This window comes from Apilactobacillus timberlakei (assembly GCF_002993965.1).
Taxonomy (GTDB): Bacteria; Bacillota; Bacilli; order Lactobacillales; family Lactobacillaceae; genus Apilactobacillus; species Apilactobacillus timberlakei.
In genome coordinates, this window is sequence record NZ_POST01000002.1 from 87,746 (window position 1) to 100,746 (window position 13,001).

Genomic DNA, 13,001 nt, shown 5'->3' on the forward strand with positions numbered 1-13,001 from the left:
CAGTTTAAAATATATAACTGGTCTTTTTTCATCTTTTGTAATATTGGAGGTTTAATCTTTGTTAGATAAAGAAAAACTATTTTTAAAATTAATAAATCAACTCCAATTAAATGGAGATGAGTCTTACTTTAAAAATGGTCGAATTGAGCAAATTGAAATTCATAAAAAATCAAAAAGCTGGGAATTTTTCTTAAATTTACCCAATATTTTGCCTTATGAAGCTTTTATTGATTTTTATAATCGATTTCATGCAACCTTTGATGAGATTGCTCATTCTTCTGTAAATATATCGACGCAAAATAATGAGTTTGATAATAATATTTTAGGTAAGTATTGGAATTGGGTAGTCAAGAATACCGATATTTCAGAATCTTTAAAACAAGAATTACTTAAGCATAATGACTTAAAGCTAAAAAATCAAAGAGTTGAATACGTTGCTGAAAATGAAATTGTAAAAAACTTTTTGGTTAGTAAAGCTTTGGCACCAATTGAAGAAACCTATCAAAAACTTGGTTTTCCTAAATTTAATATTCATGTTTATGTTGATGAAAGTGCTTCACAAGAAAAAATAAAAGACTTTCAACTTCAAAAAGAAAAACGTGATGCCCAATTAGCGCAAAAAGCAGTTAAAGCAATTAAAGAATCTACTGCTAAAAGGCAAAAAAGTAGTAATAAAGCTGTTCCTAAAGGTAAAGTAATGATTGGTAGACCAATTAAAGACGATGTTGAAATTACTAAAATGAGTGATATTGTTCAAGAAGAAAGACTAGTTATTATTAATGGCCATATCTTTGATAAGGAAATTAGATCGTTACGTTCTGGTCGTCAGTTAATGATCTTAAAAGTTACAGATTATTCTTCTTCCATTGAAATTAAAAAATTTTCTAATAATGAAGACGATGAAAAACAATTTGCTGCTATTCAAGAGGGAGATTGGATTAAAGCACGTGGTGGAGTACAAGAGGATAATTATACTCATGAATTGACTCTAAATGCTTATGATATTAATCCTTTGAAGCATGAGGAACGAAAAGATACTGCTGAAAAGAAACGTGTTGAACTTCATCTACACACTCAAATGAGTCAAATGGATGCAACCAATAGTATTGGTGATTTTGTTGCAAGAGCTAAAAAATGGGGGCAATCAGCAATAGCAATCACAGATCATGCTGCTGTTCAGGGTTTTCCTTTTGCATATACAGCTGCCAAAAAGAACGATATGAAAATGATTTATGGGGTTGAAGCTAACGTTGTAGACGATGGAGTTCCAATTACTTTTAATGCTGATGATCGCGAATTATATGATGCAACGTATGTAGTATTTGATATTGAAACGACGGGTTTATCTGCTATTTATGATAATGTAATTGAAGTTTCAGCTGTTAAAATGCAACACGATAATGTAATTGATCAATTTGAAGAATTTATTGATCCTGGCTTTCATTTATCTGACTTTACAACACAGTTAACTTCTATCACTGATGAAATGGTGCAAGGCTCTAAATCTGAAGAAGAAGTTTTTAAACTGTTTAGAGATTTTTGTGGTGATGCAATTGTTGTTGGTCATAATGTTACATTTGATGTTGGTTTTATGAATGTTGGCTACGCTCGATATGGTATGGAAAAGATTCAAAATCCTATTATTGATACACTACCTTTAGCACGTTTTTTATATCCTAATTTTAAAAGTTATCGTTTAAACACCTTAGCTAAGAAGTTTGATGTGTCTCTTGAACACCATCATAGAGCGGTATATGATGCTGAAAGTACAGGCCATTTAAATTATATTTTTGTTAAAGAGGCTGAAGATAAATATGGCATCACAAAAGTAAATGAGTTCAATGCTCATATGAGTGAACACGATGCATACAAGCATGCTCGCCCATTTCATGCAATTTTACTAGCTAAAACTCAAACTGGACTAAAAAATATGTTTAAGCTAATTTCTTTATCCAATGTTAAATATTTTTATCGGGTACCTAGAATCCCTAGGAGTGTGTTAGAAAAATACCGAGAAGGCATTTTGGTTGGGTCAGCTTGTTCTAGTGGTGAAGTATTTACTTCAATGATGCAAAAAGGTAAACAAGAAGCTACTGAAAAGGCGAAATTTTATGATTATTTAGAGGTACAACCGAAAGCAGCTTATCAACCGTTGATTGATTCACAATTAATTCATGATGAAAAACATCTAGAAGAAATTATTTCCAATATGGTTGAAACCGGTAAAGAACTTGAAAAGCCAGTTGTCGCTACTGGGGATGTTCATTATTTAGACCCACATGATTATATTTATCGAAAAATATTAATTAATTCTCAAGGTGGAGCTAATCCATTAAATCGTCAAGAATTACCAGATGTACACTTTCTTACAACTAACGAAATGTTAGATAATTTTAATTTTTTAGGAGAAGATTTGGACAATAGGATTGTAGTTGAAAATTCTAATAAAATAGCTGATATGATTGATGATGATATTCATCCAGTTCTTGATAAATTATATACACCACACATGAACGGTGCTGAAGATGAAATTAAGAATAGTACAATGGACAAAGCTCACGAATTATATGGCAATCCATTACCTGAAATAATTCAAAAGCGTTTGGATCGAGAATTAAAAAGTATCATTGGAAATGGATTTTCCGTTATTTATCTAATTGCTAAGCGTCTAGTATCTAAAAGTAATAAAGATGGTTACTTAGTAGGTTCTCGTGGATCTGTAGGATCTAGTTTAGTTGCTACTATGGCAGGAATAACTGAAGTGAATCCTTTACCACCACATTATCGTTGCCCTAAATGCAGATATTCTCATTTCTTTACTAAAGGTGAATATGGTTCTGGTTATGATTTGCCACATAAAGAATGTCCTAATTGTGGAACACTAATGGTTGGGGATGGACATAATATTCCTTTTGAAACTTTCTTAGGGTTCAAAGGAAATAAGGTTCCTGATATTGATTTAAATTTCTCTGGAGATTATCAACCAATTGCTCATAATTATTTAAAAGTGCTTTTCGGTGAAAAGAATGTTTATCGTGCTGGAACGATTGGAACGGTTGCTGATAAAACTGCCTATGGATTCGTTAAAGCATATGAGCGTGATACAGAACAGGTAATTAGAGGCGCTGAAATTGATCGTTTAGCTAAAGGTGATACTGGTGTTAAGCGAACTACTGGACAACATCCAGCTGGTATTATTATCGTGCCAGATGATATGGATATTTTTGATTTCACTCCAATTCAATATCCTGCTGATGATCAAAATGCAGCATGGGAAACTACTCACTTTGATTTCCACTCAATTCATGACAACATTTTAAAGATGGATGTTTTGGGACATGATGATCCAACTATGATTAGAACACTCCAAGATTTATCAGGAGTTGATCCTCAATCTATACCAATGGATGATCCTGGAGTTATGGGACTATTTTCTGGTACTGATACAATTGGAGTTACTCCCGAACAGATACAATCTAAAACTGGGACTCTTGGTGTTCCAGAATTTGGGACCAAATTTGTTAGAGGAATGTTAGAACAAACTAAACCTAATAATTATTCACAGTTATTACAAATTTCAGGATTATCACATGGAACTGATGTTTGGTTAGGAAATGCTGATGAACTAATTAGGGATGGTAAAGCTACCATTGCCAATGTTATTGGGTGTCGTGATAACATTATGACTGATTTAATTAATTGGGGACTGGATTCAGAAACATCCTTCCAAATCATGGAATCTGTTCGTCATGGTCGAGGAATTCCAGATGAATGGCAAAAACAAATGCATGAAGCCAATATTCCACAGTGGTATATTGATTCTTGCTTGAAAATTAAGTATATGTTCCCACGTGCGCATGCCGCTGCTTATGTTCTAATGGCTTTACGTGTTGCATACTTTAAAGTTTATTTTCCTTTAGTATATTATTGTGCATATTTCTCAGTTCGTGCTGATGACTTTGATTTAGTATCTATGTGCAATGGGAAAGAAGCAATAAAAAATAAAATGAAGGAAATTAATGATCAAGGTAATGATGCATCATCCAAAGACAAAAATTTACTAACAGTTTTGGAATTATCTAATGAAATGGTAGAACGTGGTTTTGATTTTGAAATGGTTAACTTAGAAAAGTCAGACGCTGAAAAATGGTTAATAGATGGTAAAAAATTGATTGCTCCATTTAGAGCTATTCCTAGTCTGGGATTAAATGTTGCAAAACAAATTGTTGCTGCTAGGGCTGATAAACCATTTATTTCTAAAGAAGATTTATCTAAGCGAGGAAAAGTTTCTAAAAAGATAATCGAATTTATGACTGATAACCATGTTATTGATGGTTTACCTGATGAAAATCAATTAAGCTTATTTGACATGATGTAGTTAAAATTGAATTATATATGTATGTGTGGTATTATGAAATTTGATTAGTATCCATGGAAGGGAGTGAGCAGAAATGCTCGCTCTTTTTATTGGTTTTTTTAGGAGGCGTTTCATTGAGTGAAATTACAGAGACAGTTGAGAATTTAGTAAATCCAATTCTTGCTGAACATGACTTTTATTTATATGACATTGAATTTGTTAAAGAAAGTAAAAGTTGGTATTTAAGAGTATATATTGATAAGAAAAATGGAATTAATATTGAAGATTGTGCACTTGTATCTGATGAACTAAGTGAAAAACTAGATTCCATCGAACCAGATCCAATCCCACAAGCATATTTTCTTGAAGTTTCCTCTCCAGGAGCAGAAAGACCTCTAAAGAAACCTTCTGATTTTGAAAATGCAATTGGTGAATATATTCATGTTTCTCTTTATGCACCAATTGATGGAAATAAGATTTATGAAGGTACTTTAAAAGAAGATAACGACGATGATTTAGTTATTAACATTAATATGAAGGGTCGATTTAAAGATTTATCGATTCCTAAAAAATCTATTGCTAAAGCTAGATTAGCAATTAAATTTTAATTAAGGGAGAAAATTAACATGAGTAAAGAACTCTTAGGCGCTTTAGACGCTTTAGAAAACGATAAAGGAATTGCAAAAGAAACGATTATTGATGCTTTGGAAGCGGCTTTAACTTCTGCTTACAAACGTAATTACAATCAAGCACAAAACGTTGAAGTTTCATTTGATGATAAAAAGGGTAAGGTTCATGTTTACGCCGTAAAGCAAGTGGTTGAAGATGTTGTGGATAATCGTTTGGAATGCAGCTTATCTGATGCTTTACAACTTAATCGCGGTTATGAATTAGGTGACGATATTAGATTTGAAGTTACTCCTAAAAATTTTGGTAGAATTGCCGCTCAAACTGCTAAACAAGTTATTATGCAAAGAGTTCGTGAAGCAGAAAGAACTATTGTTTATAATAAATATAGTAAATACCAAGATGAACTAATGACTGGTGAAGTTGAAAGAGAAGATAATCGTTTTGTATATATCGATTTAGGTCAAGTGGAAGCAGTTATGCCTCGTAATGATCAAATGCAAAATGAAGAATATCGTCCTCAAGACCGTATTAAAGTTTATGTTAATAAGGTTGAAGATGCTACTAAGGGCCCTCAAATTTTTGTTAGCCGTACTGCACCTGGATTATTGAAGAGATTGTTTGAAGAAGAAGTTCCTGAGATCTATGATGGAACTGTTGAAATTGTTTCAATTGCTAGAGAAGCCGGTGATCGTGCTAAAGTAGCTGTTCGTTCTACTAATGATGATATTGACCCTGTTGGTACTACAGTTGGACCTAAAGGACAACGAGTACAAACTATTGTTAATGAACTGGGTGGAGAAAATATGGACATTGTTCAATGGACAGATAATCCGGCTGAATTTATTTCCAATTCTTTGAATCCTTCAGAAGTTGTTGATGTCGTATTCGATGAAGAAAATGAAAATGCATGTACTGTAATTGTACCTGATTATCAATTATCATTGGCTATTGGTAAAAAAGGACAAAATGCTCGTTTAGCAGCTAAATTAACTGGATACAAAATTGATATCAAGTCAGAATCAGAGATATCTAAAGATCCATCTGATACAATTGATGATGACTCTTCAGATGAAGAATTTTAATTTTAAGGAGTGATAATTCGATGAAACGTAGAAAAATTCCGATGAGAAAAGACATTGTCACCGGAGAAATGGCTCCAAAAAAAGAATTGATAAGAGTTGTAAGAGATAAAGAAGGAAACGTTTCAATTGATGAAACTGGTAAGAAATCAGGTAGAGGTGCTTATGTTTCAATCAATGTAGATGTTGCTAAAAAAGCTAAACAGAATAAAACTTTTAATGAAGTATTTTCTGTTGATCTTGATGACTCATTTTATGATGAATTAATCAAATATGTTGATCATAAACAAGCTAGAAAAGAACTATTTAAAAATGGAAAATAAAGATAGAATTTTAAATTTCATAGGACTTGCTAAGCGTGCAGGTAAGGTTACAACTGGAGAGGATATTTTATTAAATGCAATTAAAAAAAATAAAATAAAATTTCTATTTATTCCATCCGATGCTGGTAAATCAAGCTATAAAAAGTTTATGGATAAGTCAAGCTATTATGGTATTCCGGTGAACAATATGTTCGTTAAAAATGACCTAAGTAACGCAATAGGTATGAAAAGAACAATTATTGGAATTTCAGATTCCGGATTTGCCAAACGTTTGAATGAAATGACAAATAATTGTAAAGGAACGTGATGGTATGGGTAAAAAGAGAATTTATGAACTATCAAAAGAAATGAGAGTAGCCAGTAAGAAAATTTTAGATACTGCTAGATCAAAGGGTATGGATGTAAAAAACCATATGTCTACTTTAAGTGATAGTGATGAAAAAGTAATCAGAAATATTTTGGGTAAAAAAACTAATCATTCTAAAAAACCTTCAGAAAGACATCACAATAAGAATTCAATGAATAATAACTCAAATCAACATCAACAATCTAATAATCATAGTAACAACAGTAATAACCATGTAAATAATAATCATAGTAACAATAATCAAAAATCAAACTTTAACAATAATTTTAAGCAAGGTAAAAAGAACAAGAAAAAATTTAATAAGCGTCATAATCGTCATAACAGATTTGCTGGAATGTATACCAAGAATCAAAGAATTAGACAAAATAATAAGAAAAACAAAGCACCAGAAAGAAAGGAACGTCCATTACCAGAAACATTTGTTTACAATGCTGGAATGAATGCACAAGAAATTGGTAAAGCTCTTCATAGAGAACCAGCTGAAATTGTTAAAAAATTATTCATGCTAGGGGTTATGGTTAACCAAAACGTATCCTTAGATAAAGATACAATTGAACTTTTGGCTGCTGATTATGGTATTAAAGCAGAAGAAAAAGAAGTTGTTAATGTATCAGATCTTGATAAGTTCTTTGAAGAAGAAGAAAATAATAAGGAACATCAAGAAGATCGTGCGCCTGTTGTTACTATTATGGGACACGTTGATCATGGTAAAACTACTTTATTAGACTACTTGAGAAATTCACATATTACTGCTGGTGAAGCAGGAGGAATTACTCAAGCAATTGGTGCTTATCAATTGAAGAAAGATGGCAAAACTATCACTTTCTTAGATACTCCAGGACATGCTGCTTTTACTGCTATGCGTGCTCGTGGTGCTGATATTACTGATATTACAATCTTGGTAGTTGCAGCCGATGATGGTGTTATGCCACAAACAATTGAAGCAATTGATCATGCTAAAGCTGCTAAAACACCAATTATTGTTGCTATTAATAAAATTGATAAGCCAGGTGCAAATCCTAATCATGTGATTGAACAATTAACTGGTCATGGCTTAGTCCCAGAAGACTGGGGTGGTGACACTATCTTCGTTGAAATTTCAGCTAAGATGGGAACTAATGTTGACGAATTAATCGATATGATTTTACTTGAATCAGACGTTATGGAATTAAAAGCTAATCCAGATCAAAATGCTGCTGGTTCTGTAATTGAAGCACGTTTGGATCGTGGACGTGGACCAGTTGCAACATTATTAGTTCAACAAGGAACAATGCATGTTGGAGATCCAATTGTTGTTGGTGATACTTTTGGTCGTGTTAGAACAATGATGAATGAAAAGGGTAAGAACTTAGATAAAGCTACTCCTTCTACTCCAATTGAGGTTACTGGTTTAAATGATGTTCCAGAAGCTGGTGATCGTTTCATTGTCTTTGATGATGAAAAGACTGCTCGTGCAGCTGGTGAAGAAAGAGCCAAAGAAGCTCAAATGGAAGAACGTAAGAAAAATAATAGTGTAACATTAGACAATCTATTTGATTCAATTAAAGAAGGCGAAAAGAAAGAAGTCGACGTCATTATTAAAGCTGATGTTCAAGGTTCAGTTGAAGCTTTAGCATCTAGTTTACAAAAAATTGATGTTGAAGGTGTTAAGGTAAATATTGTTCATAGTTCAGTTGGAGCTATTAATGAAAGTGATGTTGCTTTAGCAGAGGCAAGTAATGCTATTATTTTAGGATTTAATGTACGTGCTACTTCACAAGCTAGAGAACAAGCAGATACTGATAAAGTAGACATTCGTTTACATCAAGTTATTTATGATGCGATTGACGAAGTTGAATCAGCCATGAAGGGTATGTTAGCACCTAAATATAAAGAAGTTGTTACTGGTGAAGTTGAAGTAAGACAACTATATAAAGCATCTAAAGTTGGTACTATTGCCGGTGGTATGGTAACTAACGGTTATGTTAGAAGTGATAGTAAGATTCGTTTGATTCGTGATAATGTTGTTGTTTATAATGGGGAATTAAATAGTTTGAAACGTTTCAAAGATGATACTAAAGAAGTTAAACAAGGTTTCGAATGTGGACTTACAATTGAAAACTACAATGATATCAAAGAAGGCGACGTTGTAGAAGCCTACAAAATGGAACAAATACCTGTTAAATAAGAGGTGAATTTTAATGGCACAATATAGAGTTGGTAGATTAGAACAAGAAATTCAACGCGAAGTTAACGATATTTTGTTAAAGAGAGTAAGAGATCCTCGCGTTCAAGGAGTTACTATTACTGGTGTAGATGTAACTGGGGATTTGCAACATGCAACAATCTATTACAGTATTTTATCTGATCAAGAAAGTGATGAAGATGAAACACAAAAAGGATTGGATAAGGCGACTTCTTTAATAAGAGGTGAGCTTGGTTCTCGTTTGAGCATTTATAGAACACCTGAACTAATTTTTAAATTAGATGGCTCCATTCAATATGGAAGTAAAATTGATCAACTTATTAATAAATTAAAAAAATCAGATAGATAAACAAAAGGCAGATTTGAATCTGCCTTTTTTATTTATTTTAATTTATTAGTATAATTTCATTATGATATAATTTTAGTTAATAATTATATTTTAGGAGAAAAAGTATGTTAAATGGAATTGTTCCTTTATTTAAGGAAAAGGGTATGACAAGTTTTGACTGTATCAGGAAGATGCGTGGCATACTAAAAATGAAAAAAATAGGCCATAGTGGTACTCTAGATCCTAATGTTGATGGAGTCTTACCAATATGTATTGGAAATGGAACTAAAGTTGTTGATTATTTAATGTCATCAGGAAAAGTTTATCGGGGTAGTATAACTTTAGGTTTTTCAACAACCACTGAAGATTTAGATGGTGATGTTGTTGATCGTAAATCCTTGAAAAAACAGTTATCAGATGAAAAAATAAATGAATTGCTAAATAGCTTTGTATCTGATGATTTAATTCAAATTCCACCAATGTATTCAGCTATTAAAGTAAATGGTAAAAGATTGTATGAATATGCTAGAAATAATGAAAAAGTAGAAAGACCAGAGCATCATGTTCAGATTAACTATTTTAAACAAATAAAAGATAGTTTCTATGATAGTAAAAAGCATGAACAAACTATTTATTTTGAAGTTGGTTGTGGTAAAGGAACATATGTTAGAACTTTAGCAGTTGATTTCGGTAAAAAAATAGGAATGCCTGCTGTAATGTCTAATTTAACTAGAATTAAAAGTGGTAACTTTACAATTGATCAAACTGTTAAACTATCTGATGTTGAAGATGCAATGCATAAAGATAATATTGATAGTGTGATGTATTCTATTGATCATGCTTTACTACAATACAAACATGTTGAAATGTCAGATTCACAGTGGAAATTAGTACAAAATGGTGTATGGTTACGTCCAGATGAATTAGATATTAATGATGAAAAATGTGTTCTTACCTATAAAAAAGATATAAAAGCTTTATATTATTTTAGCAAAGACAAACAAGCATTTAAGCCAGAAAAAATGTTTAGTAATAAATAGAGAGGATACTTTCTAATGGAGATTATTAAAATTCACCATCCAATAGATAATAATTTTAAAAGCAGTGATAAATGTGTACTTGCTATGGGATATTTTGATGGTATTCATTTAGGACATCAAAAAGTCATTGAAAAAGCAAAAGAGATTGCTATAAAGAAACATTTAGATTTGGCAATTCTTACTTATGATCACAAGCCCTCAATTGTTTATAAACAAATTAGCAGTCATGAAAGAAGAAACATAACTCTTAATGATTATAAAATGAAATTATTTAAAACTTTTGGGGTAAAAAAAGTATTCTTAGTAAATTATAGTTTCGATTTTCAAAATCAATCACCAATAGAATTTGTTAATAATTATTTAATAAGATTCAATGTCGACACTGTTGTTGCTGGTGTGGATCATACTTATGGGTCTAAAGATGCTGATATGAAGAACATGATCGGATACTCTGATGGCCGTTTTGATGTCTGTGCGGTTGATTTAAGTAGTTTTAATGATAAAAAAATTAGCTCTACTGCTATTAGGCATAATCTTGATCAAGGAGATATTAAAACTGTAAATAATCTTTTGGGTCGTCCTTTTAAAACTTTTGGCTTAGTAGTTCATGGATTAGCCAGAGGTAGAGAATTAGGGTATCCTACAGCTAATATTGAACATAGCGAATTTCAATGGCTACCAAGTATTGGAATTTATGTAGTTAATATAACCATCGGTGACAAAACATATAATGGAATGGCATCAATTGGAAGAAACGTTACGTTTGGAGATAAGAATCCAATTACAGTTGAAATTAATATTTTAGATTTTGATCATAATATTTATGGCGAAAATGTATCTATAGATTGGTTATATCGTATCCGTGGTGAAGTTAAATTTGATGGGGTTGATAACTTAATTAATCAACTATCAATGGACGAGAAATTTACTAGAAAATTTTTTAATAAAAAACAAGGGTAGTTTTCTTGACTTATATATGATGCTTTGTTAAATTATATATTGTAGTTAGCACTTAGTTAATAAGACTGCTAAGAGTGCTAACTATTAAAGGAGTGATTGATATATGCTCAGTGAAAGGCAAAAAACCGTTTTAGAAGTAATCGTTAGTGATTATACAAAATCTGGTGTACCTGTCGGTTCCAAAGCATTATCGAATCAACTACCCATACATGTCAGTTCAGCTACCGTAAGAAATGATATGGCTTATCTTGAAAAGATTGGTTTAATTTCCAAAACACATTCTTCTTCTGGAAGAATTCCATCAATTGAAGGATATCGATATTATGTTGATAATTTACTTAATCCTAATCCTATTGATAATAGTGATATTAGAATTATTAGAACAGCATTAGGTGGTCATTTTGGAAAAATAGATGAGATTGTTGAGCAATCTGCTAATATCTTATCGAATTTAACAAATTATACTGCTTTAGCTTTAAAACCTAAGCAGCAAGTAAGCCGTAGATTAAGAAGCTTTCATTTAGTTCCTCTTGGCAATAGACAGGTAATGGCAATTTTAATTACTGATAGTCAAGACGTCATTAATCAAATTTTTCATATTTCTGATGATATTAATGGTGAACAATTAGATTCCGTTGTAAAGTTAATTAATGATAAAATGGTTGGAAAATCTTTATCATATATTTTAAAATCATTATTGGAAGGTGATTTTACTAAAGAAATTGTTAAGTATATCAATAATCCAAAAGGAATATTGGCTACTCTTAACAATATATTAACCGAAGCTTCTAAAAATCAATTCTATATCGGCGGTGAATTGAATTTGTTAAGTTTTACTGATAATAATGATATCAGTTATCTAAAGCCAATATACTCATTATTGAATGATACTGATGATATTTCTCAATTTATAAATAATTCTGGGAAATCAATTTCAGTTAAAATAGGTCCTGAAATAAGCAATAGTTTATTAAAAGACTATAGTGTTATTACTGGGACTTATGATGTTGGTGAATATGGTAAAGGAGTAGTTGCCGTATTAGGTCCTACTAGAATGCCATATTCAAGAATTATTGGAATAGTAGAAAGCTTCCGAGATGAATTATCAAAGAAACTATTAAACTATTATAATAAATATGATCAGTAAAGGGAGGTATTCACTTGTCAAATAAAGACGAAAAGAAAGACTTAAAGCAATCTGATCCTAAAAAAGATGTATCCAAAAAGGAAGCTAAAGCTGCCAAAAAAGATGCAAAAAAGGAAAAGAAAGATGCTAATCAAGCTAAAATAGAAAAGCTTGAACAAAAAGTGGATGAAGTTTCTGATCAATATTTGAGAGCAGAAGCCGAAATGCAAAATATGCAAACTCGTTTCAAACGTGAACGTGCTGATATTTATAAATATGATGGTCAAAAATTGGCCACAAGTATTTTGCCAGTAGTTGATAACTTAGAACGTGCTTTAAGTACTGAAGTTACTGATGATGCTGGGAAACAACTTAAACAAGGTGTTGAATTAGTTCTTAGTCATATGAATAAGGCTTTGTCTGAAAATGGCATTGAGGAAATTGATGCTGAAGGACAAAAGTTTGATCCAACACTTTGTCAAGCTGTCCAAACTGTTGATGCAGATGACAATCATCCTGCAGATACAGTTGTAGAAGTTTTACAAAAGGGCTACAAACTAGCTGATCGAGTAATTAGACCAAGCATGGTTGTAGTTGCACAATAAT

General features: G+C 31.7%; 11 protein-coding genes. All 11 read left to right on the forward strand.

The window, feature by feature from the left end; genetic code table 11:
* Positions 1–58 precede the first annotated feature (58 nt).
* A complete protein-coding gene (locus tag C7N71_RS02455) occupies positions 59–4,378 on the forward strand; it encodes a PolC-type DNA polymerase III (protein WP_105987594.1) in 4,320 nt (1,439 codons plus the stop codon).
* A gap of 113 nt (positions 4,379–4,491) precedes the next feature.
* On the forward strand, positions 4,492–4,965 hold the full coding sequence (gene rimP, locus C7N71_RS02460; RefSeq protein ID WP_105987595.1) for a ribosome maturation factor RimP: 474 nt from the start codon (positions 4,492–4,494) through the stop codon (positions 4,963–4,965).
* Positions 4,966–4,983: 18 nt separating this feature from the next.
* Positions 4,984–6,069, forward strand: a complete 1,086-nt coding sequence (gene nusA / locus C7N71_RS02465) for a transcription termination factor NusA (RefSeq protein WP_105987596.1) — start codon at positions 4,984–4,986, stop codon at positions 6,067–6,069.
* A gap of 20 nt (positions 6,070–6,089) precedes the next feature.
* On the forward strand, positions 6,090–6,389 hold the full coding sequence (gene rnpM / locus C7N71_RS02470) for an RNase P modulator RnpM (RefSeq protein ID WP_105987597.1): 300 nt from the start codon (positions 6,090–6,092) through the stop codon (positions 6,387–6,389).
* Positions 6,379–6,696, forward strand: a complete 318-nt coding sequence (locus C7N71_RS02475) for a L7Ae/L30e/S12e/Gadd45 family ribosomal protein (protein WP_105987598.1) — start codon at positions 6,379–6,381, stop codon at positions 6,694–6,696. Before rnpM ends, C7N71_RS02475 begins: the two co-directional genes overlap by 11 nt.
* 4 nt (positions 6,697–6,700) lie before the next feature.
* Positions 6,701–8,923, forward strand: a complete 2,223-nt coding sequence (gene infB / locus C7N71_RS02480; protein WP_105987599.1) for a translation initiation factor IF-2 — start codon at positions 6,701–6,703, stop codon at positions 8,921–8,923.
* 13 nt (positions 8,924–8,936) lie between these two features.
* Entirely contained in the window at positions 8,937–9,290 is a 354-nt protein-coding gene (rbfA, locus tag C7N71_RS02485) for a 30S ribosome-binding factor RbfA (RefSeq protein ID WP_105987600.1), read from the forward strand.
* A gap of 104 nt (positions 9,291–9,394) precedes the next feature.
* Positions 9,395–10,309, forward strand: a complete 915-nt coding sequence (gene truB / locus C7N71_RS02490) for a tRNA pseudouridine(55) synthase TruB (protein WP_105987601.1) — start codon at positions 9,395–9,397, stop codon at positions 10,307–10,309.
* Positions 10,310–10,324: 15 nt separating this feature from the next.
* A complete protein-coding gene (gene ribF, locus C7N71_RS02495) occupies positions 10,325–11,269 on the forward strand; it encodes a riboflavin biosynthesis protein RibF (protein ID WP_105987602.1) in 945 nt (314 codons plus the stop codon).
* Between the two features lie 103 nt (positions 11,270–11,372).
* Entirely contained in the window at positions 11,373–12,416 is a 1,044-nt protein-coding gene (hrcA, locus tag C7N71_RS02500; RefSeq protein WP_105987603.1) for a heat-inducible transcriptional repressor HrcA, read from the forward strand.
* Between the two features lie 14 nt (positions 12,417–12,430).
* Entirely contained in the window at positions 12,431–13,000 is a 570-nt protein-coding gene (grpE, locus tag C7N71_RS02505) for a nucleotide exchange factor GrpE (RefSeq protein ID WP_105964688.1), read from the forward strand.
* The last annotated feature ends 1 nt before the right edge of the window (position 13,001 follow it).

Coding starts and splice junctions, on each gene's coding strand:
- rbfA (WP_105987600.1), top strand. CDS start 8,937: ATGGCACAATATAGAGTTGGTAGATTAGAACAAGAAATTCAACGCGAA.
- rnpM (WP_105987597.1), top strand. CDS start 6,090: ATGAAACGTAGAAAAATTCCGATGAGAAAAGACATTGTCACCGGAGAA.
- C7N71_RS02475 (WP_105987598.1), top strand. CDS start 6,379: ATGGAAAATAAAGATAGAATTTTAAATTTCATAGGACTTGCTAAGCGT.
- infB (WP_105987599.1), top strand. CDS start 6,701: ATGGGTAAAAAGAGAATTTATGAACTATCAAAAGAAATGAGAGTAGCC.
- hrcA (WP_105987603.1), top strand. CDS start 11,373: ATGCTCAGTGAAAGGCAAAAAACCGTTTTAGAAGTAATCGTTAGTGAT.
- nusA (WP_105987596.1), top strand. CDS start 4,984: ATGAGTAAAGAACTCTTAGGCGCTTTAGACGCTTTAGAAAACGATAAA.
- truB (WP_105987601.1), top strand. CDS start 9,395: ATGTTAAATGGAATTGTTCCTTTATTTAAGGAAAAGGGTATGACAAGT.
- ribF (WP_105987602.1), top strand. CDS start 10,325: ATGGAGATTATTAAAATTCACCATCCAATAGATAATAATTTTAAAAGC.